At 66.7% G+C, this 24802-nt stretch carries 24 protein-coding genes and 1 tRNA gene; 14 read left to right on the top strand and 11 right to left on the bottom strand.

Going from position 1 to position 24802, the window contains the following annotated elements:
• Window positions 1–19: 19 nt before the first annotated feature.
• Genes MAA8898_RS06455 through MAA8898_RS06445 form a run of 3 tightly spaced genes read right to left on the bottom strand, consistent with a single transcriptional unit; the run spans window position 20 to window position 3372 of the window.
• Window positions 20–865, bottom strand: a complete 846-nt coding sequence (locus tag MAA8898_RS06455; RefSeq protein ID WP_094020177.1) for a carbohydrate ABC transporter permease — start codon at window positions 863–865, stop codon at window positions 20–22.
• A gap of 3 nt (window positions 866–868) precedes the next feature.
• Window positions 869–1813 (bottom strand): carbohydrate ABC transporter permease, encoded by a 945-nt coding sequence (locus MAA8898_RS06450; protein WP_094020176.1) that lies wholly within the window; start codon window positions 1811–1813, stop codon window positions 869–871.
• Between the two features lie 41 nt (window positions 1814–1854).
• Window positions 1855–3372 (bottom strand): ABC transporter substrate-binding protein, encoded by a 1518-nt coding sequence (locus MAA8898_RS06445; protein ID WP_245853258.1) that lies wholly within the window; start codon window positions 3370–3372, stop codon window positions 1855–1857.
• Between the two features lie 259 nt (window positions 3373–3631).
• On the opposite strand from MAA8898_RS06445, the gene MAA8898_RS06440 reads away from it, so the two are divergent.
• From MAA8898_RS06440 to MAA8898_RS06390, 11 genes are all read left to right on the top strand, one after another.
• A complete protein-coding gene (locus tag MAA8898_RS06440) occupies window positions 3632–4963 on the top strand; it encodes an NAD(P)H-dependent oxidoreductase (protein ID WP_094020174.1) in 1332 nt (443 codons plus the stop codon).
• Window positions 4956–5969 (top strand): thiamine pyrophosphate-dependent dehydrogenase E1 component subunit alpha, encoded by a 1014-nt coding sequence (locus MAA8898_RS06435; protein WP_094020173.1) that lies wholly within the window; start codon window positions 4956–4958, stop codon window positions 5967–5969. Before MAA8898_RS06440 ends, MAA8898_RS06435 begins: the two co-directional genes overlap by 8 nt.
• A complete protein-coding gene (locus tag MAA8898_RS06430) occupies window positions 5966–6976 on the top strand; it encodes an alpha-ketoacid dehydrogenase subunit beta (RefSeq protein ID WP_094020172.1) in 1011 nt (336 codons plus the stop codon). The genes MAA8898_RS06435 and MAA8898_RS06430 overlap by 4 nt, the downstream gene beginning before the upstream one ends.
• A complete protein-coding gene (locus MAA8898_RS06425; RefSeq protein WP_094020171.1) occupies window positions 6976–8301 on the top strand; it encodes an acetoin dehydrogenase dihydrolipoyllysine-residue acetyltransferase subunit in 1326 nt (441 codons plus the stop codon). Before MAA8898_RS06430 ends, MAA8898_RS06425 begins: the two co-directional genes overlap by 1 nt.
• Before the next feature lie 144 nt (window positions 8302–8445).
• Window positions 8446–9354: a sugar-binding transcriptional regulator gene (locus MAA8898_RS06420; protein WP_245853257.1), complete on the top strand. Its 909-nt coding sequence runs from the start codon at window positions 8446–8448 to the stop codon at window positions 9352–9354.
• 38 nt (window positions 9355–9392) lie between these two features.
• Complete coding sequence (gene lpdA / locus MAA8898_RS06415; RefSeq protein ID WP_094020169.1) at window positions 9393–10781, top strand: dihydrolipoyl dehydrogenase; 1389 nt, start codon at window positions 9393–9395, stop codon at window positions 10779–10781.
• Window positions 10782–10847: 66 nt separating this feature from the next.
• Window positions 10848–11552 carry a hypothetical protein gene (locus MAA8898_RS06410; RefSeq protein WP_094020168.1) on the top strand — a complete coding sequence of 235 codons (705 nt, stop codon included), beginning with the start codon at window positions 10848–10850 and terminating at the stop codon, window positions 11550–11552.
• Window positions 11553–11562: 10 nt separating this feature from the next.
• Window positions 11563–12180, top strand: a complete 618-nt coding sequence (locus MAA8898_RS06405; protein WP_094020167.1) for a hypothetical protein — start codon at window positions 11563–11565, stop codon at window positions 12178–12180.
• A gap of 152 nt (window positions 12181–12332) precedes the next feature.
• Window positions 12333–12557: a 2-C-methyl-D-erythritol 4-phosphate cytidylyltransferase gene (locus MAA8898_RS27265; RefSeq protein WP_370738616.1), complete on the top strand. Its 225-nt coding sequence runs from the start codon at window positions 12333–12335 to the stop codon at window positions 12555–12557.
• A 171-nt stretch (window positions 12558–12728) separates the two neighbouring features.
• Window positions 12729–12802: transfer RNA gene (locus tag MAA8898_RS06395), tRNA-Gly, on the top strand.
• 96 nt (window positions 12803–12898) lie between these two features.
• A complete protein-coding gene (locus tag MAA8898_RS06390; protein WP_094020165.1) occupies window positions 12899–14698 on the top strand; it encodes an ABC transporter transmembrane domain-containing protein in 1800 nt (599 codons plus the stop codon).
• On the opposite strand, the gene MAA8898_RS06385 is transcribed toward MAA8898_RS06390, so the two are convergent.
• Complete coding sequence (locus MAA8898_RS06385; protein ID WP_094020164.1) at window positions 14673–15602, bottom strand: LysR substrate-binding domain-containing protein; 930 nt, start codon at window positions 15600–15602, stop codon at window positions 14673–14675. The genes MAA8898_RS06390 and MAA8898_RS06385 overlap by 26 nt on opposite strands.
• A 124-nt stretch (window positions 15603–15726) precedes the next feature.
• Between MAA8898_RS06385 and MAA8898_RS06380 the strand changes: the two genes are divergently transcribed.
• Window positions 15727–16011 (top strand): hypothetical protein, encoded by a 285-nt coding sequence (locus MAA8898_RS06380; RefSeq protein WP_094020163.1) that lies wholly within the window; start codon window positions 15727–15729, stop codon window positions 16009–16011.
• A 54-nt stretch (window positions 16012–16065) separates the two neighbouring features.
• Here the strand turns inward: MAA8898_RS06380 and MAA8898_RS06375 are convergent, their stop codons facing one another.
• Entirely contained in the window at window positions 16066–17625 is a 1560-nt protein-coding gene (locus MAA8898_RS06375) for a bifunctional metallophosphatase/5'-nucleotidase (protein ID WP_094020162.1), read from the bottom strand.
• Window positions 17626–17801: 176 nt separating this feature from the next.
• Here MAA8898_RS06375 and MAA8898_RS06370 point away from each other — a divergent pair, with 176 nt between their 5' ends.
• Complete coding sequence (locus MAA8898_RS06370) at window positions 17802–18140, top strand: DUF952 domain-containing protein (protein ID WP_094020161.1); 339 nt, start codon at window positions 17802–17804, stop codon at window positions 18138–18140.
• Window positions 18137–19195: a quinone-dependent dihydroorotate dehydrogenase gene (locus MAA8898_RS06365; RefSeq protein WP_094020160.1), complete on the top strand. Its 1059-nt coding sequence runs from the start codon at window positions 18137–18139 to the stop codon at window positions 19193–19195. Before MAA8898_RS06370 ends, MAA8898_RS06365 begins: the two co-directional genes overlap by 4 nt.
• A 25-nt stretch (window positions 19196–19220) precedes the next feature.
• Here the strand turns inward: MAA8898_RS06365 and MAA8898_RS06360 are convergent, their stop codons facing one another.
• The 6 genes from MAA8898_RS06360 to MAA8898_RS06335 form a co-directional block, all read right to left on the bottom strand.
• Window positions 19221–19883: a phosphoribosylanthranilate isomerase gene (locus MAA8898_RS06360; RefSeq protein ID WP_094020159.1), complete on the bottom strand. Its 663-nt coding sequence runs from the start codon at window positions 19881–19883 to the stop codon at window positions 19221–19223.
• Between the two features lie 89 nt (window positions 19884–19972).
• The gene (locus tag MAA8898_RS06355; protein ID WP_094020158.1) at window positions 19973–20332 is read right to left on the bottom strand and encodes a LapA family protein; all 360 of its coding nucleotides are present in this window, start codon (window positions 20330–20332) and stop codon (window positions 19973–19975) included.
• 2 nt (window positions 20333–20334) lie between these two features.
• Window positions 20335–20616, bottom strand: a complete 282-nt coding sequence (gene ihfB, locus MAA8898_RS06350) for an integration host factor subunit beta (RefSeq protein ID WP_058245850.1) — start codon at window positions 20614–20616, stop codon at window positions 20335–20337.
• A gap of 217 nt (window positions 20617–20833) precedes the next feature.
• Window positions 20834–21127: a hypothetical protein gene (locus tag MAA8898_RS06345; protein ID WP_176445085.1), complete on the bottom strand. Its 294-nt coding sequence runs from the start codon at window positions 21125–21127 to the stop codon at window positions 20834–20836.
• 116 nt (window positions 21128–21243) lie between these two features.
• The gene (gene rpsA / locus MAA8898_RS06340) at window positions 21244–22959 is read right to left on the bottom strand and encodes a 30S ribosomal protein S1 (RefSeq protein ID WP_281252849.1); all 1716 of its coding nucleotides are present in this window, start codon (window positions 22957–22959) and stop codon (window positions 21244–21246) included.
• Window positions 22960–23140: 181 nt separating this feature from the next.
• Complete coding sequence (locus tag MAA8898_RS06335) at window positions 23141–24658, bottom strand: winged helix-turn-helix domain-containing protein (RefSeq protein WP_176445084.1); 1518 nt, start codon at window positions 24656–24658, stop codon at window positions 23141–23143.
• Window positions 24659–24802 lie beyond the last annotated feature (144 nt).

Raw genomic sequence — 24802 nt, 5'->3', positions numbered from 1 at the left:
TAGATACGTGCCATTGTGGTTATCCCTTGACTGCGCCCATGGTCAGGCCGCGCGACAGGTGTTTCTGGATCAACACGACCACGAGGAACACCGGCAGGAAGGCGAGGAAGGCGACCAGGGCGATTGCGTTGTAGATCACTCCGTCGGAACCGCCGGTGAAGTTGGCGAGAGCGACGGACATGGTGTAGGCGTCGGGCGTCGACGCGATCAGCAGCGTGAAGAGGAATTCGTTGATGGCAAAGATCATGGCGATGACCGAAGCGGTGATGATGCCGGGAAGGATCGCCGGGATGATGATCTCCCACAGGATGCGGATTTCCCCGGCGCCGTCGGTCTTGGCCGCGTCCTCCAGCTCTTTCGGGATGTCGAGCATGTAGGACCGGATGATCCAGGTCACGAAGGACAGGTTGATCGCCGCGTAGATCAGCATCAGCGCCCAGATCGTGTCCAGCAGGCCAAGGTTGCGGAACAGGAAGAAGATCGGCACGGCGACGATGGCGGGGGCCATCATGCGGGTCGACAGGATGTAAAAGCCGATGTCGTCGCGGCCGCGGTACTGGAACCGCGACAGCGAATAGGCGGCGGGAATGGCCAGCACCAGGTCGATCAGCACCGAGCCGAGGATCGCCGCGACCGAGTTGCGCAGGTATTTCGCCATCGGCCAGTCCTCCCAGATCATGTGCCAGGCGTCGAGGCTGAAGGACGGCCAGTAGATCGGCGTCGGCGTGATGATCTCGGTCCGCGGCCGCAGGCCGATGGACAGGAACCACAGCACCGGCATCAGGCAGAACAGCGCCCAGGCCCCGAGGATGGCATAGCGCAGCGTCAGGCTTTCGCTGCGGGTCTTCTTGCGTGCCGGGGCCATGGGTCAGCTCCTTGCCGAGACAAAGGCGCGCTTCACGATGGATTGCGCGATGACGATGGTGACGATCAGCATGACGACCGAGGCCGCAGAGGCGTAGCCGAAGTTGAAGAACTTGAAGCCCGTCCGGTAGATGAAATAGCTGATCGTCTCGGTGCCGAAGGCCGGACCGCCCTTGGTGATGATAAAGACGTTGGTGAACATCGTGGTGATGTCGATGGCCCGCAGGATCAGCGCAACGGCGATGATCGGCTTCATCATCGGCAGCGAGATGTTGAAGAAGATCGCGTACCACGACGCCCCGTCCAGCCGCGCCGCCTCTTCCACTTCCTCGTCCTGGCCCTGGAGACCGGCAACGAAGATGATGAACAGGAACGGCGTCCACTGCCAGACATCGGCCAGGATCAGGATCATCCGGCTCAGCCAGGTCGAGGACTGGTAGGCGATGTTGCCATCCACCAGCCCGACCTTCATCAGCAGGTCGGCGATGACCCGCCCGTCGAGGAACGCCAGCTTGTAGATGAAGGCCACCGCCGAGGGCATGAACAGCATCGGGACAAGGAAGATGATCCGCCAGCCACGCACCCAGGGGTCGCGGTAGGCGTAAAAGGCCAGCGCGAGCGCGATCACGCATTGCAGCGCGAGCGAGATCGACCCCATGACCAGCGTGTTCCACAAGGCACCCCAGAACTGGTAGTCGCTCCAGAGCTTGGCATAGTTGCCCAAGCCCACCCATTGCCACGGCCCGAACTTCACGTTGTATAAGCTCTGGGTGATGGCGAAGATGCCCGGGTAGAGCGTGATCAGCAGCAGGTAGATCACCGCCGGCGCAACGAGCAGGTAGGGCAGCATGGCCTTCATGCGCTTGCTGCGGCGCTTGAATTTCCGTTGCGTCGGGTGAACCGGGGCAGCGCGTGCCGCCCCGGTGTCCGACAGTACCGGGTTGCTCATGACAATCCCCTTCCTGTCCGAGTGTTGGAAACGGCCCCGGCTCAGAACGGCAGGGGCTTGCCCTCGCCGACGTAGAGACCCGGTGCCGCGGCCGCGTATTCCACCGGGTCGCTGCCCTGGTAGAATCCGTTCTGCGACATGATCTCGCGGACCGCGGCGGCGGCGTTGTCGAGCGCCTCCCTGGCGGTGATCTGGCCGACGACCGCGCGGTTGATCTCGTTGCCGATGGTCTGTTCGATCGGGAAGGCGCCGGGCAGACGTGGCGCGCACCAGGCGTGGTGCAGGCTGTCGCCCCAGACCTTTGCCGGCTGCGACACCGCCTGCAGGTTCGGGTTTTCCAGCACCGACTTGTAGCCGGGCGCGACGCCGTTGGCGTTGGCCTCGTTCATCGCCATGATCGACGACGTGGTCAGGAAGGCCAGCATCAGGAAGGCGCCCTCGGGGTTCTGCGCGGCCGCCGCGACGCAGGAGGTCGAGCCGGCGATGTTCGGCGGGGCAAAGCGGCCGCCCGAGATGCGCGGTTCGTAGATGGTGACGAAGTCGTCGACGATCTGCGACTGGTCCGGGCGCATCGCCTGGGTGCCGCTGTCCTGCCAGCTGATGTTCGTCGCCACCTGGCCGCCCAGCCAGGCGGCGCGGTTTTCCGGCCAGCCGGCGCCGGCGAAACCTTCGTTGGCGTTCTTGCTGAGCGCGAGGATGATCTCGAGACCCTTCATGCCGGCATCGCCGTTGAAGATCGGCTCCCAGTTCTCGTCGAACAGCATCATGCCGGCCTGCGCCGAGATGTGCTCCCAGGTGTAGGTCGACCAGAACCCCGGCGCCGCCATCAGGCCCACGCCCGAAACGCCCGGCGCCACCTTGTTCAACTCGCCCGAGATGCGGATCAGCTCGTCGTAGGTCGGCACCGAGTTGACCTTGTCGATCGGACCGCCCAGCACCTGCTCGACGTAGCCCTTGCGCAGGTGCACCATCTGGACGTCGCAGTCGAACGGGATACCGTACATTTCGCCGTTGAAGTAGCCGTAGTTCAGCCGGTAGGTGTCATAGAAATCGTCGAGTGGCAGGTTCCACTTGTCGGCAAAGTCCTGCAACGGATACAGGAAGCCCGGCGCCGCGAAATCGCCCAGCCAGGGCGAGAAGAACTGCAACGCGTCGAACGAGGCATTGCCGGAAATGAACTCGGCCAGCGCCTTGTCATAAAAGCTGTCGTCCGGAATCGGCACCAGTTCGACGGTGATGCCCGAAAGCTTTTCGAAGGGCACTAGGCCCTCGGCCGCGGACTCCGCGTCGGCGGCCCCGACGGCGAATCGCACCTTGGTGCCCGCCAACTGCGACCGGACGGCCTCCCAGTCGACGGTGCGGATCCAGTCCTTGGAGCTGTCCCAGATCGGCTTGTCGTCGGACATGCCGTAGAGATCGCGGTAGTCCGCGCGCACGTATTTCGAGATCGAGATCTCGTCGAGAACGCTTTGCGGATCAGGCAGGTGGCTCGCCGCCGGCAGCTTGCCGCCCCACGTAGAACCGACCGCGGTGATGCCTGCGGCAGAGGCCGTCGTCATGAACGAACGGCGCGATAATCTTCCTCTGAGTCCCATCGAGATTCCTCCCTGGATGCAAGATGAACCAGCCTTTCCGCCCTCCTCGAAGCATCGCCTACACGGCTCAAGGCTGATTGAACAACTATGTGTTCATAAGTTTTATTGTTCACATTGACCCGTTTCGTCAAGACGATTTGCGCCATGCTGGAACATTTTTGTTGACCTTTGTACAAAAGTTCAGAATAGTTGGCCCAAGAAAATGCCTCAAAGGAATGGACCAATGGCCTCCAACATCGCACTGACAGGTCTGGCAAAGGACCTTGCCGCCCGCGCGGCTACCGGCAGGCCGGTCCGAATCGGCCTGATCGGCTCGGGAGAGATGGGCACCGACATCGTCACCCGGGCCGCCATGATGGACGGCGTCGACATCGCCGCCATTTCCGAGCTGAACGTTCCCAACGCGCACAAGGCGGTGTCGATCGCCCGCCAGGAGGACGGACACAGCCAGGACGCCAAGTCGACGGACCAGCTGAACGCCATCATCGAGAGCGGCAAGACCGCGATCACCGACAAAGCCGACCTGATCCTCGAATCGGGTCTGATCGACGTGGTGATCGACGCCACCGGCATCCCCGCGGTCGGCGCCGAGATCGGCCTGCGAGCCATGGAGCGCGGCAAGCACCTGACGATGATGAACGTCGAGGCCGACGTCACCATCGGCGCCTACCTGCGCAACGAGGCCGAGCGGCTCGGCGTGATCTATTCGCTGGGCGCCGGGGACGAACCGTCGTCCTGCATGGAGCTGATCGAATTCGTCACCGCCATGGGTCACAAGGTGGTCTGCGCCGGCAAGGGCAAGAACAACCCGATGAACGTCGACGCGACCCCCGACGCCTACGAGGCAGAGGCAATCTCGCGGCACATGAACCCACGCCTCCTGGTGGAGTTCGTCGACGGGTCGAAGACCGCCGTGGAAATGGCCGCCATCGGCAACGCCACCGGCCTCATTCCCGATGTGGACGGGATGCACGGCCCCGCCGCCGGCCCGAAGGAACTGGCCAAGGTGCTGATCCCGAAGAAGGACGGCGGCATCCTGTCGGGCATCGGCAAGGTCGACTACTCGATCGGCAAGGGCGTCAGTCCGGGCGTGTTCTGCATCGTCGAGGCCGAACATCCGCGCATCCATGAGCGGATGAAGGACCTCAAGATGGGCGACGGCCCCTACTATGAGTTCATCCGCCCCTATCACCTGACCTCTCTCGAGGTGCCGCTGACCTGCGCGCGCGCCGTGCTCTACGGCAAGGCCGACATGATCCCGCTGCCGAAACCGGTGGTCGAGGTCTGCGCGCTGGCAAAGAAGGACCTCAAGCCGGGCGACAAGCTCGACCAGATCGGCGAATACACCTACCGCGCCTGGGCCATGGAAGTGTCCCGCGCTCAGGCCGCCGTCGCGCTGCCGGCCGGCATGCTGACCGGCGCAACCGTCATCGCGCCCATCAAGAAGGGCGAACTGATCACCGCGGCGAACACGAAGCTGCCCAACACCAGACTGGTCGAGCTGCGCCGCCGCCAGGACGTCATGCTCTACGGCAAGGATCTGCTCAATGTCTAAGACCGGCACCACGAACAAGCCCTACGCCATCGGCAAGTATTCCGCAGATGCGCTGAAGGAAGCGCTCAGCAAGATGTACCTCATCCGCAAGTTCGAAGAGGGTGCAGAGGACAGCTACATGCGCGGCCTGATCCACGGCACGATGCACCTCAGCATCGGCCAGGAGGCCTCGGCCGTCGGGTCCTGCATGTCGCTGACCGACGCGGACAAGATCACCTCGACCCACCGCGGCCACGGCCATTGCGTCGCCAAGGGCGCCGAGCTGTCGAAGATGTTCGCCGAGTTCTTCGGCAAGGAAACCGGCTACTGCAAGGGGCGCGGCGGCTCGATGCACATCGCCGACCCGTCCAAGGGAAATCTCGGGGCAAACGGCATCGTCGGCGGCGGCCTGCCCATCGCGGTCGGCGCCGCCCTTTCGGCCAAGCGCCTCAAGACCGGCGCCGTGACGGTGTGCTTCTTCGGCGACGGCGCCAACAACGAAGGCGCCTTCCACGAGGCGCTGAACATGGCCAAGGTCTGGAACCTGCCCGTGGTCTTCGTCTGCGAGAACAACAAGTACGGCATGTCGACCTCGACCGCGCGCTCGACCGCGGTGAAGAACATCGCCGAGCGCGCCGCCGCCTACGCGATGCCGGGCGTGACGGTGGACGGCAACGACTTTTCGGCCGTGACCGAGGCGGTCGATGCCGCGGTCGCGCGCGCCCGCAACGGCGATGGGCCGAGCCTGGTCGAGAATGTCACCTACCGCTGGCGCGGACACTCCAAGTCCGACCGCAACCGCTACCGGACGAAGGAGGAGATCGCCGAATGGCAGTCGCGCGATCCGATCGCGGCGATGGCCAAGATGTTGATGGATCACAAGATCGCCACCGCGGCGGAGATCGCCGAGATCGAGGCCGAAGCCGACAGGATCATCGCGGACGCCATCAGGTTCGCCAGCGAGGGGGCTGACCCGAAGATCGAAGAGGTCACCCGCGACGTCTACACCGAAGGGGCCGCAGCATGAACGCGCACAGCAAGACCGATCTCCGCGAACTGTCCTATGCCGAAGCCATCCGCGAAGCGATGGACATCGCCATGGCCGCCGACGAGCGCGTCATCCTGATGGGCGAGGACATCGGCGTCTATGGCGGCGCCTTCGGCGTCACCGGCGACCTGGTCGAGAAATACGGCACCGACCGCGTGATGGACACGCCGATCTCCGAGCTGGGCGGCGCCGGGGTCGCGGTGGGTGCGGCGCTGACCGGCCTGCGCCCGATCTTCGAGTTCCAGTTCTCGGACTTTGCCACCCTGGGCATGGAGCAGATCGTCAACCAGGCGGCCAAGATCCGCTACATGCTGGGCGGCGCGGTGTCGGTGCCGCTGGTGATGCGGTTCCCCTCCGGCTCCGGCACCGGGGCCGCGGCCCAGCACAGTCAGAGCCTTGAGGCCTGGACCGCCCATGTGCCGGGCCTGAAGGTCGTGCAGCCCTCGACCCCGGCGGATGCCAAGGGCCTGCTTCTGGCCGCGCTCGAGGATCCCGACCCGGTGATGATCTACGAGCACAAGATCCTCTACAAGATGAAGGGTCCGGTGCCCGAAGGCTACTACACCACGCCGATCGGCACGGCCGCCATCGTGCGCGAGGGCAAGGACCTGACCATCGTCGCCACCGCCATCATGGTACACAAGGCGCTGGACGCGGCCGTAAAGCTGGCCGCCGAGGGCATCGACGCCGAGGTGATCGACCTGCGCACCGTGCGCCCTCTGGATCGAGAGACCGTGCTTTCCTCGGTGCGCAAGACCGGCCGGCTGATCTGCGTCTACGAAGCGGTCAAGACACTGGGCGTGGGCGCCGAGGTCTCGGCCATGGTGGCTGAAAGCGATGCGTTCGACTTCCTCGACGCGCCGATCGTGCGGCTGGGCGGGGCGGAATGCCCGATCCCCTACAACCCCGAGCTGGAGAAAGCCGTGGTGCCGCAGGTGCCGGACATCCTGGAGGCGGCGCGCAACATTGCGAAAGGACGTGTGTGATGCCCACCGAAGTCATCATGCCCAAGGTCGACATGGACATGGCCTCGGGCAAGATCATGTCCTGGCACGTCGCCGTGGGCGAGGCCGTGGCCAAGGGCGAACCGTTGTTCGACATCGAGACCGACAAGGCGGCGATGGAGGTCGAGGCGCCGGCTGACGGCATCCTCCACCACACCGCGCCCGAAGGCACCGAGATCCCGATCGGCACGCCCTGCGCGTGGCTCTATGCCGAAGGCGAAGAGGTGGCCGCGCAACCCCTGCCCTTCGCCACGGTCGGCGGCAGCAGCGCCGCGCCGGCGGCGCCCGACTCCGATGCCGGCGCGGGCGGCGACGAAGAGGCCCGGCCCTGCGCTGCCGAGCGCCCCGCCCCGGCGGCGCAGACCGATGCCGGCGGCGGCAAGACCCGCGCGACCCCGCTTGCCCGCTCACTGGCGGCCGGGGCCGGACTGGACATCGCCGAGGTTCCCGGCAGCGGCCCGAGAGGCCGCGTGCAGGCCGAGGACATCCGCGACGCCGTCGCCGCCCGCAGCGTCCCGGCCGCGCCGCTCGCCGCACCCGCCAGCTTCATCCCGGAGACCGGCAGCCTCGCGGTGACCCGCTCCAGGGGCGGCACGGGCACACCGGTCGTGCTGATCCACGGCTTTGCCAGCGATGCCACGTCCTGGGCGCCGCTCGAATCCCACCTGAAGAACAGCCCGCTGATCCGCATCGACCTGCCCGGCCACGGCAAGTCGCCGAAGCTGCGCATCGACAGCTTTGCCGACCTGGTCAAGGAGGTGCGCCGCGCCTTTGACGGTCTCGGGATCGAGGCTGCTCACCTGGTCGGCCACAGCCTTGGCGGCGCGGTCAGCCTGGCGCTGGCCGACACCCGGCCCAGGTCGCTGTCGTCGCTGACGCTGATCGCGCCCGCGGGGCTGGGGCCGGATATCGACGGCGATGCAGTGTCCGGCATCTGCCGGGCGAACCGCACCGAAAGCCTTGCGCCCTGGCTCCGGGCGCTGGTCGCCAACGAGGACCTGATCACCGACAGCTACGTGCGCCTCGCCATGGCGGGCCGGGCAGACCCGAACCTGCGCGCCGCGCAGTCCGCCCTGGCCGGGGTGCTGTTTCCCGATGGGGTGCAGGCCTTTGACTTGCGCGCCGCGCTGGACCGGATCGAAACGCCGACACGGATCATCTGGGGCCGGCAGGACCGCATCATTCCCTGGAAGCACGCGCTGCGTGCTCCGGGCCGGATCGGCCTGCACCTGTTCGAAGGCACCGGGCACATGCCGCAGATCGAGTGCGCCGAGGCGGTCGGAAAGATCATGACATCCTACGTCTGATCAGATGTTCATTGTCACCAACCAGGGGTTTCCGCTATGCCTAGAGACAGTTCCGACCGCGAGGACCCATCCGGAGGCAAGTCCATTACCAAGACGCAAAACCAGCTTCGGATCAGGGCCGCCTGGCTTTACTACATCGAGGGGATGACCCAGTCGGATGTGGCGAAAAAGCTGGGCGTGAACCGGATCATGGTGACCCGCCTTCTGTCCGAGGCCAAGAAGCGCGGCGAGGTCGTGATCCGGATCAAGTCCGAACTTTCCGACCTTGTCGAGCTTCAGCAGCGGCTGCAGGAACGATATGGACTCGCGCAGGCGATTGTCGCCCCGCTCGAGGACCCCGAGGACGATCCGACCCGGGTGATCTCGGCCGCCGCCGGGGCCTTCGTGTCCGACCTGATGCAGAACGACATGACGGTCGGCGTGGGCTGGGGCAGGACGCTGCATAGCATGTTGCCCTACATCGAAGAGCGCGCGCTGACCGGCGTGCGCGTGGTCTCGCTGCTCGGCGGCATCGCACAGGCGCGGCGCTTCAACCCGGCGGAATTCGCCTGGCAGTTCGCCGAACTGTTCGAGGCAGAAGGCTACCTGATCTCGGCGCCGGCCGTGGTGGACTCGGCCCAGACCCGGCACGCCCTGCTCGAGAATTGCGGTCTCGACCAGATCCTGCTGCTGGCCGAAAGCTGCGATGTCGCCCTGCTGTCCTGCGGCGGCATCACCACGCTGACCACCTCCTACCGCTCCGGGCACATCAACGAGGCTGCGCGCGAAGCGCTGATCGAAAAGGGCGCGGTGGGCGACCTGCTCTACCACTTCCTCGATGCGGATGGAAAACTCGTCGATCACTCGGTCAACACGCGCTCGATCTCGATGTCGCTCGACCGGCTGAAGCGGGTTCCGAAAAAGGTGCTGATGTCGGGCGGGGCCGAGAAGATCGGCATCATCAAGGCCACCATGGCCGCCATCGCGCCCACCGTCCTGATCACCGACGAAGTGACGGGCCGGGCGCTGATGGACGAGGCGGAGGCCAAACCCGCCGACACAGCCACCCGCTGAGCGCGTCCCACGGACGCCGAACTCGAAAGAACATGCCAATGGCAGATTACGACGTCATCATCATCGGTGCCGGTCCCGGAGGGTATGTCTGTGCCATCCGCTGCGCGCAGCTCGGCCTGGAGACCGCCGTTGTCGAGGCGCGCGACAGCCTCGGCGGCACCTGCCTGAACGTGGGGTGCATCCCCTCAAAAGCCTTGCTGCACGCGTCCCACCTGCTGCACGAAGCACGGCACACCTTTGCCAGGATGGGTCTGAGCGGCGCGGCGCCCGAGGTCGACTGGCCCCGGATGCAGAGCTACAAGACCGAGGTGATCGGCCAGAACACCAAGGGCATCGAGTTCCTTTTCAAGAAGAACGGGGTGACCTGGATCAAGGGACACGGCCGGCTGCGCGACGCGCGGACAGTCGACGTGGCGGGCAAGCCGCACACTGCGAGATCCGTGGTGATCGCCACCGGCTCTGCTCCGGCGACGCTGCCTGGCGTGACCATCGACGAAAAGGTGATCGTCAGTTCCACCGGCGCGCTCGAGCTGGCGCGGATCCCCAGGCGGTTGATCGTCATCGGCGCCGGCGTGATCGGGCTCGAAATGGGATCCGTCTACGCCCGCCTCGGTGCCGAGGTGCAGGTGATCGAATACCTCGACGCGATCACCCCCGGCATGGACAGCGACATCCAGGGCAGCTTTCGGAAGCTGCTGCACAAACAGGGGATCGGCTTTGTCCTGGGAGCGGCCGTGCAGGGCGCAGAGCTCACGCAGGCCGGCGCAAGGGTGCGCTACACGCTGCGCAAGGACGGCAGCGCCCACGAGGCTGAGGCCGACACAGTCCTTGTCGCCACCGGGCGCACCCCGCATACCGAAGGACTCGGGCTCGACGCGCTCGGGATCGAGATGACGGCACGCGGCCAGATCAGGACCGACGGCCAATGGCGGACCTCTCTGCCCGGCCTCTACGCCATCGGCGACGTCATCGCCGGTCCGATGTTGGCGCACAAGGCCGAGGACGAGGGCATCGCCGTGGCCGAAACGATCGCCGGCCGGCGGGGGCACGTGAACTACGACGTGATCCCCGGCGTGATCTACACCCACCCCGAAGTCGCAGCGGTCGGCAAGACCGAGGACCAGCTCAAGGACGAAGGCCGCACCTACCGGGTCGGACGGTTTTCCTTCATGGGCAATGGGCGGGCCAAGGCGGTCTTTGCCGGAGAAGGGTTCGTCAAGCTGCTGGCGGATGCCCAGACCGGCCGCGTGCTGGGCTGCCACATGATCGGACCGGGCGCCGGAGACCTGATCCACGAGATCTGCGTCGGCATGCAATTCGGAGCCGCCGCCGAGGACATCGCCCGCACGTGCCACGCCCATCCGACCTTTTCCGAGGCCGTGCGCGAGGCCGCGCTTGCCTGCGGCGACGGGGCAATCCATGCCTGACCCCAAAGTGCCCCCCTGTGGCACCGGGGGCCACTCACGTGATACGCTTCTGGCAGGGAGGTCAGGATGATGATTGCAAAGCCGCCGACCCCGGGCTTTCTGCCCGATCTCGCCATGCCGCTGCGCGATGCCCTGCGTGGTGTCGCCACGCTGGCCGACGCCACCGAGGAAATGCTGGAGCCCGCGGCCAAGCTCTTGCCGGAGCCGCTCCGCTCGCGGTTCCGGACCGCCCTCGATTCGCTCGAAGCGGCAGGCAAGCGGTTGATCCATGCGCCCTTGGACATCCGGCAGATCGACATGGCCGCACGGTTCATGGCCGGGTCGGACACCGGCAGACCCGCGCTCGAAGCCTGTGCCACCGTTATAGCCTACGCCTGGGAACACTTGGGCGAAGCGCGCGAGACCCACGGGCGCCTGATCAGCGAGACGCTGGTGGCCGAGCGACTGGCGCGGACCCGCGCCGTCTCGCTGGCCGGCGGCGCCGATTTCGCCGCCGAGGTGCTGATCGCGCTGCGGCAATCCTCGGCCATAGGCCGGATGCCGGGGCTGACGCGCGGCCTTTCGACGGGTGACGCGGACGATGTCGATCTGGCCGTGATGGCCGTTGCGATCTGGCTGCTGTCCAGCCGGTCCGAGACCCTCGCCGAGGAGGAAAAGCTGCTGGACCTGTCGCTTGCCCTGGTCCGGGCCTTGCGCGACGACGCGGCGACCGCCATGTCCGGGCGCGAAAGCCTTGCGCGTTTCCTTGCGGAAACCTCGGCGCATCTGTGAGGGACACGCGATGACCTTGCCGGAGACACACCCGACCGACCAGCCGCTCCGCAAATCGGCCCAGCGGCTGCGCTGGTTCGTGGACGCCTTCGAAAGGCAGGTCGGGAACACCGAAACGCAGACCGGAAACGCGTTCGCCATCGACCGGGGCGCGCTGGCCCAGGTCTTTGCCGAATGGCTCAAGGCCTTCGAGGCGCAGAAACCCACGTGCGAGGATGACAAGCCGGCCTATGTCGGTTTTGCCGCCGGGCTTATGCTGCGCACGCTGATCCGGCACAAACCTGCCGTCTGCACCGAACGTCCTGCCGGCGCGGACGAGTCCAACCCGGCCTATTTCTGGCCCGAGGGCTACCTGTATGTCGCCTTCTGCCTGAACGTGCGGGGCCTCGTGTTGCAGACGGATTTCCACTCCGAACAGCATCCGAGCGACGCACTGAACGAAACCCGGACGTGGTGGAGCTTTCGGGAAAACGTGCATGAGGACCCCTCGCTCGCGATCGCCTTTCTCGACCTCTTCGCCGGCGACGAACCGGAATGGTCCGTTCCCGAACTGTTCCGCACCGGACGGGTGCGCGAACTTGCGGGGCGGTTCTACACGCGCGATGTCCTGCCGGGCGATGCGTCCTGAGAACCGGTGTGCGCGCGGAAGCGGCTCGGCACCCATGACCGGCCCAGCGGTTGGGATCAGAAATCCCCAAGCAGTTTCTCCCCCTCGGGCCGAGCACGTCCATCTGCCTGGGGATCGAGGCCTTTCTGCGGGTCGGCGCGGCGCATTGGATCGTGCCGGTCAGCCATCCGGCCGGCCTTGACCTCCGAGGAAATCTCCGCGCGGCATCCGCTGCAACGAGACGTCTCTGGCACGCACAGACACCCCAGAACTTCCGGTACGACCGCATCCTGGAGACGCACGGCAGGCACGACAGCTCCGACACCGACCAGGTCGCTGTCGCGCGCGAGACCGGACTTGATGTCCGACCGGTCTCGGGTTCGGACCAGACCTGCTAGATCACGACACTTGAGGAGCTGGAGCGCGCCCGGCAGGACGCGGAACGAAACCTCACGGCCATCCCTGCCGCGTGCGCGTGACCGCCGCCACGACCCGCGCAGACGGGGGCGCGACCGCCGACATCGCGCTTGACCCCCAGACTGTCTTGAAGTACCCATCCCACCTGCTGAGCGGGCGTTGTGTAATGGTAAGACCCTTGCCTTCCAAGCAAGAGATACGGGTTCGATTCCCGTCGCCCGCTCCAGTCCCTTCCCCCGCCGCCCCGGACCCGCGTCAAGACGGCGCTTGACCCTCGCGTCTGGCGTGGCAAAACACCCTGCGCGACAAGGAAGGAGACCCCATGGCCGCCAACACCACGCCGGGCACTGGCGAGCAGGAGCGCGAGAAATCGCGCAAGCTGGGCTCGCTCGGGGCGCTCTGGCCCTTCATGGTGCCGTACCGGGGTCTGATGCTGGCCGCCATCGGCGCGCTGATCGCCACCGCCTGCATCTCGCTGATGCTGCCGCTGGCCGTGCGCCGCGTGGTCGACAACTTCAACGTCGAGGACGGCGCCCTGCTGGATCAGTATTTCGCCGCCGCGCTGGGCATCGCCGGGCTGCTGGCCGTGGGCACCGCGCTGCGCTATGCGCTGGTCACAAGGCTGGGCGAACGCGTGGTGGCCGACATCCGCAAGGCGGTCTTTGACAAGGTGATCGGCCTCTCGCCCGCCTTTTACGAAAAGATCATGACCGGCGAGGTCCTGAGCCGCATCACCACCGACACCACGCTGATCCTGTCGGTGATCGGGTCGTCGATCTCGATCGCGCTGCGCAACATCCTGCTGTTTCTCGGCGGGATCGTCCTGATGCTGTTCACCTCGGCCAAGCTGACGGGGTTGGTGCTGCTTCTGGTGCCCGCCGTCGTGGTTCCGATTCTGGTGCTGGGCCGCCGCCTGCGCAAGCTCAGCCGCGAGAACCAGGACTGGATCGCCGCCTCATCCGGCAATGCCTCGGAGGCGCTGACCAGCGTGCAGACCGTGCAGGCCTACACCCACGAGGACCCCTCGCGCCGCGCCTTCGCCGACGTGACCGAGAAAAGCTATGACGCCGCGCGCCGCCGCGTCACCACCCGCGCCGTGATGACCATGATCGTCATCTTCCTGGTGTTCACCGGCATCGTCGGCGTGCTCTGGATCGGCGCCTGGGACGTGCGGGCGGGCGGCATGAGCGCGGGCTCGCTGATCCAGTTCGTGATCTATTCGGTCATGGTGGCCGGCGCGGTGGGCGCCCTGTCCGAGGTGTTCGGCGAGTTGCAGCGCGCCGCCGGCGCGACCGAGCGGCTGGTCGAATTGCTGCACGCCGAGGACAGCGTGCGCGATCCCGCCCATCCCCTGCCCGCCCCCGCCCCGGTCCGCGGCGAGATCCGCTTTGACGGTGTCACCTTCCGCTACCCGTCGCGCCCCGGCGTCGCCGCGCTGGACGGCGTCGACCTGACCATCGCCCCCGGCGAGACGGTGGCCCTTGTCGGCCCCTCGGGCGCGGGCAAGACGACGATCATCCAGCTGATCCAGCGGTTCTACGACCCGGCGCAGGGCCGCGTCCTGCTGGACGGCGTGGCGCTGGACGCCATGGCGCGGCACGATTTCCGCCGCCACCTGGCGCTGGTGCCGCAAGACCCGGTGATCTTTGCCGCCTCGGCGCGCGACAACATCCGCTTTGGCCGCCCCGGCGCCAGCGATGCCGAGGTCGAGGCCGCCGCCAGCGCCGCCGCCGCGCATGACTTTCTCAGCGCCCTGCCGGACGGCTACGACACCTGGCTGGGCGAACGCGGCGTGATGCTGTCCGGCGGGCAGAAACAGCGCGTCGCCATCGCCCGCGCGATCCTGCGCGATGCCCCGGTGCTGCTGCTGGACGAGGCGACCAGCGCGCTGGACGCCGAAAGCGAACGCGCCGTGCAGCGTGCGGTGGACAAGCTGGCCGAGGGCCGCACCACGATCATCGTCGCGCACCGCCTCGCGACCGTGAAGAAAGCCGACCGCATCATCGTCATGGACCAGGGCCGCATCGTCGCCACCGGCACGCATGACGACCTGGTGTCCGAAGGCGGCCTGTATGCCCGCCTTGCCCGGTTGCAGTTCACCGACGGGATGGCGGCGGAGTAGCGCCAGGCAGCGGCTGCCGCGTCGCTTCTTCCACCGCCCATTCGCGGAACTTGCGCACCTTTGGCACCTCCCAGCGGTCACGCCGGCCCAGCAGGCAAACGCCGCCGACGGGCGCGCCTGCGACCATGTCCGGAAACGGCGCCACCAGTGTCCCGGCTGCGAACTCGTCCTGGCACAGCACGAGGTCTGCCATCACCACCCCCGTGCCCATCACCGCGGCGCGGGTTGCGATATCCAGATTGGGAAAATCGTCACCCGATCCCGCATCGACTCCGGCCACAGGAAAGCAGGCCAGCCAGGCCCGCCAGTCCGCGTGATCCTGCGTTTCATGCAACAATGCCGCGCCGGCCAGGTCCTCGGGCCGATCCAGCCGGTGCCGGGCCAGGTAGACCGGGGCACAGGCCGGCGTCATGCGCACGTCGAACAACAGCTGCATCGCGATCTCCCGGCCACGACCCGGCCAATGCTCGATCGAAAAGCCGAGATCGTGATCGAGGCCGTCAAACCCAAGGTCGCCGTGGAAATCGGTCGTCAGACGCAGGCGTATGTCGGGATGTCGTTCGCGAAAGCGGTCAAGGCGGGGGATCAGCCAGCGGATTGACGTCGCCGGCGGGCAGATGATGCGCAGTTCCGACGCGTCGGAGGCGATCCGCCGGCTCACGGATGCGATGCGGCCAAAGCTTTCCGTCAGCACCGGCAGCAGCTGAAGCCCGGCTTCGGTCAGGGTGACGCCCCGCGCATGCCGGCGAAACAAGGGCACGCCAAGATGCTCTTCCAGAAGCTTGATGTGACGGCTGACCGCCCCGCGCGTGACATGCAGTTCTTCCGAAGCGCCGACGAACCCATCGTGGCGGGCCGCCGCCTCGAAAGCGCGCAAGGCATTGAGCGGGGGAAGTCGTGGCAACTTGAGTCCGGCCTTTGGATCAGAAAAGCTAATCCATTGTGGCGAAACCCTGGTTTGCGGGCAAGCGGAACGCGGCCCATGCTTGCACTTATGACGCAGGTTTTATCGCGTTGGAGAGGCCGAAATGAGCACCGCGACGAAAAGCAGCCAGATCCCGGCGCCCGGCGGCGCGTGGATCTGGATCAGGAAAGCTGCCCGCATCCTTGCCGGCGGCGCTTCCGTCCGCCGGCAAGGGCAGGACATTCTCCGCATCGCGGAAACCGCGCCACATCTTCTGCAAGACGCGGGTTTTACCCGGTCCGAGGTCCCGGGCACAGGCATCGTGATCTGGCAACGGGACAAGGTGCGGGTGACGATCCACCCGGCCTATGGCGGTGCCACCCGCGTCTCGGTCGAGATACTTGACTGACGTGAAAAAGGCCGCCCCGAAGGAGCGGCCTTTCCCCTGATTGGCTGAAAGCGCTTACTTCTTCACGGTGATCCGACCGTCGGTGTAGGGCGTGTAGGCGCCGTCCTTGGCCAGGAATTCCGCCGTCACGTCGGCCAGGTCGGGGCCGAAGTCATAGGCGTTCATCGCGTCCTTGAACATCGCGTAGCCGTCGCCGCCGTTGCGCACGTAGTTGTTGGACACCACGCCATAGACCTTGTCGGCCTCGATCGGCGCGCCGCCCAGCATCACGTCGGACACCCGGCTGCCCGGCGCCTGCGTCAGGTCGACGGTGAAGGTCAGACCCGCCACCTGCGGGAAGCGGCCCGCGCCTTCCTCGACCTGGCTCACGCCGTTCTCAAGCGCCTCGACCACGACCGCGCCGGTGACCTGGAAGGTCGACAGCGTGTTCTGGAACGGCAGCACGGTCAGCACCTCGCCCATGGTCACCGGGCCGGCGTCGATGGACGACCGCAGACCGCCGCCATTGGCGATGGCGATCTCGACGCCCTGCGACTTCACCCGGTCCAGCATCGCGTCGGCCACCAGGTTGCCCATCTGGCACTCCATCGTGCGGCAGGTGTCGCGCGATCCGTCGATGGCCTCGGCGGTCTCGGCGACCACCTTGTTGCGGATCTCCTCCAGCGGGATGGCCGCCTCGGCGATGCGCGACTTGACCGCGTCGTCCTCGGTCACGGCGGCGTCCAGGATGATCGGCGCCCCCGTGGCCGAGATCACCTCGCCCGCGTCGTTGAAGGTCACGTTCAGTTCGCCCAGGAACTTGCCGTAGGCATAGGCCTGCACGATCTGCACGCCGTTGACCACGGTCGGATAGGGGCCCGCCGCGCCGTCCATGTCGCCCAGCAGGGTGTTGGAATGGCCGCCCACGATCACGTCCACGCCGGTGGTGTTCTCGGCCACCCGCTGGTCGACGCCGTAGCCCGAGTGCGACAGCACGATGATCTTGTTCACGCCCATTTCGGTCAGCTTGTCGACCTCGGCCTGCACCGCCTCCGACGGATCGGTGAAGACGATGTTGTCGCCGGGGCTGGCCAGTTCGTCGGTGTCCTGCGGCGTGAGACCGATCAGGCCCAGCTTTTCACCGCCGCGCTCGATCACGGTGGATTTCTGCAACACGCCGGCCAGCAGCGGCTCGCCCGAGACGTCGGCGTTCGACATCAGCACCGGGAACTCGACCGCGTCCATGAAGCCGCGCAGCACCTCGGGGCCGTCGTCGAACTCGTGGTTGCCCACGGTCATCCCGTCGTAGCCCATGAGGTTCATCATCTCGGCAGCCAGCTTGCCCTTGTAGTAGGTGTAGAACAGCGTGCCCTGGAACTGGTCGCCGCCGTCCACCAGGATGTGGTTGTTGGTCCGCGCCTTGGCCGCGTTGATCGCGGTGATCAGCCGGGCCGAGCCGCCAAAGCATTCGCCCGCGGTGTTGTCCTCGGCCGAGCAACCCGAGTCGTATTTCGAAATCGGCTCGAACCGGGCGTGGAAATCGTTGGTATGCAGGATGGTCAGCGAGTAGTCGGCAGCTGCACTGCCCGCCACAAGCGCCAGCGCAGCGGCGCCGGTCATCAGGGAACGCGTCATGGGAAACCTCTCTGTCAGGTTTATCGTTGAATGGCCAAAGCCTGCCCCGGACCGCGGCCCGAGTCAAAGCCTGTCGTAGCGATAGCCCGCGGCGCATGACGGAACGATGATGCCCCGGCAGGCACAGCGCGCGTTGTCCGCTTGACCGCCGTCCCCCCGCGCGGCATCACACGGCCATGGTGATATACAAGATCCTCCGCGCTGACGAATGGGCTGCGCTCCGGGCACAGGGCGAAACCGCCGGTGCGCCCATCGACGTGGCCGATGGCTACGTGCATTTCTCGACCGCCGCCCAGGCCGCCGAGACCGCCGCGAAACATTTCGCAGGGGCCGAGGGGCTGGTGCTGCTTGCGCTCGAGTCCGAAGCGCTGGGCGATGCGCTGAAGTGGGAACCCTCGCGCGGCGGCGCGCTGTTCCCCCATCTCTACGGCCCCCTGCGGCTGGCCGACGTGCTGTGGCATGCGCCGCTGCCGCTTGGCCCCAAGGGACACATCTTTCCGGACGCGATGGCATGACCCCGCTCGAACGGCTTGGCCTTGCCGTGATGCACCGCATGGACCCCGAGACCGCGCACGGCCTCGCGCTGAAGGCGTTGCAGGCCGGGGTGGCGGCGGCGCCCGGCCTCGTGACCTCGGACCGGCTGCACTGCACGCTGGCGGGCCTGCCGCTGCCGAACCCGGTCGGCCTGGCCGCCGGGTTCGACAAGAACGCCACGGCCCTGCACGGGCTGTCGCGCGCGGGCTTCGGCTTTGTCGAGGTGGGTGCCGCCACCCCCCGCCCGCAGCCGGGCAACCCGCGCCCGCGCCTGTTCCGGCTGGCCGAGGATCGCGCCGCGATCAACCGCTTCGGCTTCAACAACGACGGCATGGAGGCCATCGGCGCCCGCCTGCGCACCCGGCCGCGTGACCTGGTGCTGGGGCTGAACCTGGGCGCGAACAAGGACAGCGCCGACCGCGCCGGGGATTTCGCCCGGGTGCTGGCGCATTGCGGCGGCGACGTGGATTTCGCGACGGTCAACGTCAGCTCGCCCAACACCGAGAAACTGCGCGACCTCCAGGGCAAGGCGGCGCTTTCGGCGCTGCTGGCCGGCGTCATGGCGGCGCGCGACGGGCTGGCGCGGCCGATCCCGGTGTTTCTCAAGATCGCGCCCGATCTCGACGACGCCGAACTCGCCGAAGTGGCCGAAGTGGCGCTGGCCTCGGGCGTGGCGGGGATCATCGCCACCAACACCACACTGTCGCGCGCCGGCCTCCAGTCGCGGCACGCGCAGGAGCCGGGCGGCCTCTCCGGCCAGCCGCTGTTCGACCGCGCGACCCGCGTGCTGGCGCGTCTGTCGCAGCTGACCGAAGGCACACTGCCGCTGATCGGCGTCGGCGGCGTCGGGTCTGCGGAACAGGCCTATGAGAAGATCCGCGCCGGCGCGAGCGCGGTGCAACTCTACACCGCGCTGGTCTACGGCGGCCTCAGCCTGGTGTCCGACATCGCGCGGGGCCTCGATAGCCTGCTGGCGGCGGACGGCTTCGGCTCCGTGGCCGAGGCGGTGGGCACGGGCCGCAACCGCTGGCTCTGACCGGCGCGGCCTGCGCCGCGCTGCCTCAAAGGCGCGGCGGCGCTTCGGCCTCCATAGCCGCCGCGACGAACCGCGCGATCATCGCCGCGTCCTTGACCCCCGGCGCGGATTCGACACCCGATGACACGTCCACCTGCGCCGCCCCGGTCATCGCCACCGCGCGGGCCACGTTGTCGGGCGTCAACCCGCCCGCCAGCATCCAGGGCCGCGACCAGCGCCGCCCGGCGATCAGCCGCCAGTCAAAGGCCAGGCCGTTGCCGCCGGGCAGGTCCGCGCCCTTCGGCGGCTTGGCATCGACCAGGATCTGGTCGGCCACCTGCTGGTAGACCGTCAGCCTGTCCAGGTCCTCGGCGCCGGCGACGCCCACCGCCTTCATCACCGGCAATCCCCAGCGTGCGCGCACCTCCGCCACACGCTCCGGGCTTTCGGACCCGTGCAGCTGGATCATGTCCAGCGGCACGGCGCGGGTGATCTCGTCCAGCAGGTCGTCCGTGGGGTTCACCACCAGCGCAACCTTGGCCAGCCCCACCGGGGCCAGCAGCGCAAGGTCGCGCGCGGCCGCGACAGACAGGTTGCGTGGGCTCTTGGGGAAGAAAACGAAACCGGCATACCGTGCGCCCGCGGCGGCAACAGCCGCCACGTCCTCTGGCCGCGTCAGACCGCAGATCTTGACCCGGGTGTCGGCCATGGGGCACCCCTGCTTCTTCTTGGTGGAAATACCTCCGGGGGTGAATTGGCCCAAGGGGCCAAGAGGGGGCAGCGCCCCCTCGCCCGGTCTCAGCTCGCCTGGTCGAGGATCGCCAGGACTTCGTCCTTGTCCTTGTCGCGCTCGGCCTGAGTCCTCTTCAGCTGGCGCTCCAGCTTCTTGACCTCGTGGCCCTTGGCGGACGCCTCGGCGCGGAACTTGTGTTCGCGCAGCCATTCGAACACCTCGCCCAGGACAAATCCCAGGACCAACCCGCCCAGCGCCACGGCAAACAGCGGCACCTGCACCGAAAAGGCCAGCCAGCCGATCTGCGGCAGGCTCGCCAGCCCGGCGGGCAGGGTATTCAGGGTCACCGGGGCCAGGTTCGCGACGCTGACCACGGTCAGCACGATCAACAGGGAGGCATAGATGGCATAGCGGATGTAGCGCATTGTTACTTTCCGTTGAGGCGGTCGCGCAGGAGCTTGCCGGTCTTGAAGAAGGGCACGTGCTTTTCCTCGACCTCGACGGATTCCCCGGTCCGGGGGTTCCGCCCGACGCGCGCGTCCCGCTTCTTGACCGAAAACGCCCCGAAGCCCCGCAGCTCGACCCGGTCGCCCCGGGCCATGGCATTGGTGATCTCTTCGAAAATCGTGTTCACGATCCTCTCCACGTCACGCTGATATAGATGTGGATTCTCGTCTGCAATCTTCTGGATCAATTCCGATCTGATCATCCCCACGTCCCCTGGTGGAATCGGCCTGCGCCTTGTTTTATCGCCCGACTATACGCGCGCTCACCCTTTACGGGAACCGCCAAGTTTCAGAAAAATTCAACTCTCGCAGCGCTTTGCGGCAGGATATCGCTGAAATGCCCTGCCGCCGGGCGGTGGCGGGCAGGTTGCACCGGGCCGCGGGACCCCGCATCGGGGCCCGATTCGGCCGCTGCGGGGCCTATTGGCAGACAGCGGCGAATTGTGTCCGACGGCTGGAGTCGGTGTTTCCAGGCTGGAAATAGACCAGCCGCATCCCTGCCTCGGCGCAGACCTGCGCGGCCTTGTCGCGGACTTCGCCCGGCTCCCACTTGTCACCGAAATAGCCGCGCAGCTGGTTCTGGTCCTTGACCGTCACCGCCCGCATCTGCAATTCGGTGCCGTCCGTCGGGCTGCCCTGCGCCACGGCGGAAACCGCCAGCCCCCCGCAAAGCACAGCGCCCATCGCGGCGCGTATCCATCCGACTCGCTGCATCCTGCCTGGTCTCCCCCTTGGCGTCGCCCCCTGGCGAACCGTCCGGCCCACCAAAGCAAAAAGGCCCCGCAGATGCGAGGCCTTTTCGTCATTTCATGTCAGTCAGCGCGGGGCGCTCACTCGTCGCCCTTGAGCGCGGCGCCCAGGATGTCACCCAGCGATGCACCCGAAGCGGACGAACCGTACTGTTCCACGGCTTCCTTCTCTTCGGCGATCTCGCGTGCCTTGATCGACAGGCCCAGGCGGCGGGTCTTGCTGTCGATGTTGGTCACGCGGACGTCCACGTGGTCACCGACCGAGAACCGCTCGGGGCGCTGCTCGGAGCGGTCACGCGACAGGTCGGACCGGCGGATGAAGGACTTCATGCCCTCGTATTCCACCTCGATGCCGCCATCCTCGATCGCGGTGACGGTGACCGTCACGATCGAGCCGCGCTTCACGCCGCCAACCGCGTCGGCGAACTTGTCACCGCCCAGCGCCTTGATGGAGAGTGAGATGCGCTCCTTCTCGACGTCCACTTCGGAGACCACCGCCTGGACGATGTCGCCCTTGCGGTATTCCTGGATGGCTTCTTCGCCGCGCTGGTCCCACGACAGGTCCGACAGGTGAACCATGCCGTCGATCTCGCCGGGCAGGCCGATGAACAGGCCGAACTCGGTGATGTTCTTGACCTCGCCCTCGACCTGGGTGCCCTCGGGATGGGTTTCTGCAAACACTTCCCATGGGTTGCGCATGGTCTGCTTGAGACCCAGCGACACCCGGCGCTTGGCGCCGTCGATTTCCAGCACCATGACGTCCACCTCCTGCGAGGTCGACACGATCTTGCCGGGGTGCACGTTCTTCTTGGTCCAGGACATCTCGGAGACGTGGACCAGGCCCTCGACACCGGGCTCCAGCTCAACAAACGCACCGTAATCGGTGATGTTGGTGACGCGGCCCTTGTGAACCGAGCTGAGCGGGTACTTGACGCCGACCAGATCCCACGGATCTTCCTGGAGCTGCTTCATGCCCAGGCTGATACGATGGGTGTCCTTGTTGATCTTGATGACCTGGACCTTGACGGTCTCGCCGATCGACAGGATCTCGGACGGGTGGTTGACGCGGCGCCATGCCATGTCGGTCACGTGCAGCAGGCCATCCACACCGCCCAGGTCGACGAAGGCGCCGTACTCGGTGATGTTCTTGACCACGCCGTCGACGGCCTGACCTTCGGTGAGGTTCGAGATGACCTCGGCACGCTGCTCGGCGCGGGATTCTTCGAGGATCGCACGGCGCGACACCACGATGTTGCCGCGGCGGCGGTCCATCTTGAGGATCTGGAACGGCTGCTTGAGGCCCATGAGCGGGCCGGCGTCGCGCACCGGGCGCACATCGACCTGGGAGCCGGGCAGGAAGGCCACGGCGCCGCCGAGATCGACGGTAAAGCCGCCCTTGACCCGGCCGAAGATCGCGCCTTCGACGCGGGCGTCGTCGGCATATGCCTTCTCGAGACGGTCCCATGCCTCTTCACGGCGTGCCATCTCGCGGGAGATGACGGCTTCGCCGCGGGCGTTCTCGGCCGACCGCAGGTAGACCTCGACCTCGTCGCCGACGTTGACGTTGGGCTGCTCGCCGGGCTCGGCGAATTCCTTGAGATCGACGCGGCCTTCCATCTTGTAGCCGACGTCGATGATGGCCTGGCCCGCTTCGATCGCGATGACCTTGCCTTTGACAACCGAACCTTCGTCCGGTGTGTCCATTTCGAGGCTTTCATTAAGGAGGGCCTCGAATTCCTCCATTGTAGCATTAGCCATGTGGCGTCTGTTATCCTTTGTCTTCGGTTTTCTGGCCAAGCGGTTGTCTCCGCCGGTCTTGAAGTTGGTCACGTGAGCTGCCGCAAAACAAAGAGGGCCGGAGAAGCCCGACCCTGCTCGATCTCTCTGCCGCGGCGTTTGATGCCTTGTCGACAGGCGCGCGTATAGACCAGGTTGGCCCGCGTTTCAAGAGCGGGATGGCCGGACCGGCATCGCGCCGCTAATCCGGCAGGCCGACCCCTGCGTAGGCGTCGCGGACCCGCGCGATACCCTCGGGATCATTGACGGCGATGTCCGCGATCTGCCGGCGACTGGAGAAATCCGGCATCTCCTTCAGCAGCAGGGGCACCAGGCGCCTTGCGTCCTCCACCCGCCCGAGATGCCAATACACCGTGATCAGCGGTTGCAGAATGCCGCCGTTCGCGCCGTCCTCGGCCAGGCACTCTTCGAGGATCTCTGCCGCCGTCTCCAGCCGCCCGGCAAGAAACGCGCACAGGCCCCAGCAGAACCGCGAATGCGCGCCGATGTGGCCCACCGGGTCAAGACGCGTGGCACGGCGCAGATGGGCGATCGCCCTTTCGTAATCCGTGACATAGTACTCGACCCAGCCCGCGGCGTTCAGCACCAGCACGGAATTCGGCGCCATCCGGACAGCCCGGCGCACCGCCCGCACGGCCAGATCGCGGTCCATGTTCAGATAGGCATCCGTGAACCCGGCAAAGGCAAGGACAAGGGGATCCTGGGTCTTTCCCGTCATCAGCGCCTTGGCCAGGGGTCCGACCGCTGCCTGCGTCTCTTCCTTGGTGATCCAGCGGGCCCCGCGCGCAACAAGGAACGCGCGGCATTTCCAGGCCTTGGCCAGTTCGTAGCCGGGGTCGATCGCGATCGCGCGGTCCAGCAGGTCGACCGCCGCGCGAAACGCCTCCACGTCGGGCGGGCGCAAGGCATTCGGCAACGCCCGCAGGCAGAGATCGTAGGCCCGCGGATCCTGCGTCGGCTTGGCGGCGGCACGCCCCGCCTCGGCCACCAGCAGCGCGGGTTCGATCGCCCCGCAGACCAGTTCGGTGATGCGGTCCTGCAACTCGAACAGATCCGCGGTCGTCCCGGTGAACCGCTCGGACCACAGGGTGTGCCTGCTCTCGGCCTCGACCAGCTGCACGGTGATGCGAAGAGTCTCGCTCGCCTGCTGAATTGCCCCTTCCAGCACGTAGCGCACGCCCAGGGTCTGGCCGACATCGGCCAGGTCCACCGCACGCCCCTTGAAGCCAAAGCTGGAGGTGGCCGAAATCACGAACAGCCCGGAAATCCGGGTCAGCGCGGCGATCAACTCGGTGACCATGCCATCGACCAGGTAGTCGCGGTCGGGCGCGCCGGTCAGATTGGCAAACGGCAACACGACCAGTGATGGCTTTTCCGGCAACACCGGAGGCGGCGCATCCGGTGGCGGCGCGGCAACCTGGGTCAGCTTGTACCCCACCCCGGGCACGGTCGCGATGGCCCTGCCCCCGATGACCTTGCGCAAGGTGCTGATCTGCACGGTGAGGTTGCTCTCTTCCACCGCCAGGCCGCCCCAGACCGTTTCCAGAAGCTCCTGCTTGCTCACCACCCGGTCCGAATGCGCGCAGAGGTATGCCAGGACGTCAAAGGCCCGCGCCCCGATGGCCACCGACTCGCCGGCAACCTCAAGGGTGCGCGCGGCGGGATCGACGCGGAACGAAGGCAGGGCGGCTTCGGTCACGAGACAGGCTCCGGCAAGGTTGCGCAAAGCCTAGCAGAAACCTCTCCACGGCCAAGCACGACAGTCACACCCGAAGGGCCGGGAACCCGTGTCGCATTGGCAACCCTGCCCCCCTCTGTCACCCCCACGCCGTGATACTCCGGC

The organism is Antarctobacter aquimaris (assembly GCF_900184945.1).
Lineage (GTDB): Bacteria > Pseudomonadota > Alphaproteobacteria > Rhodobacterales > Rhodobacteraceae > Maliponia > Maliponia aquimaris.
Note: the sequence above shows the minus strand (reverse complement) of the source record. Positions and strands in the feature narration are given on the sequence as shown.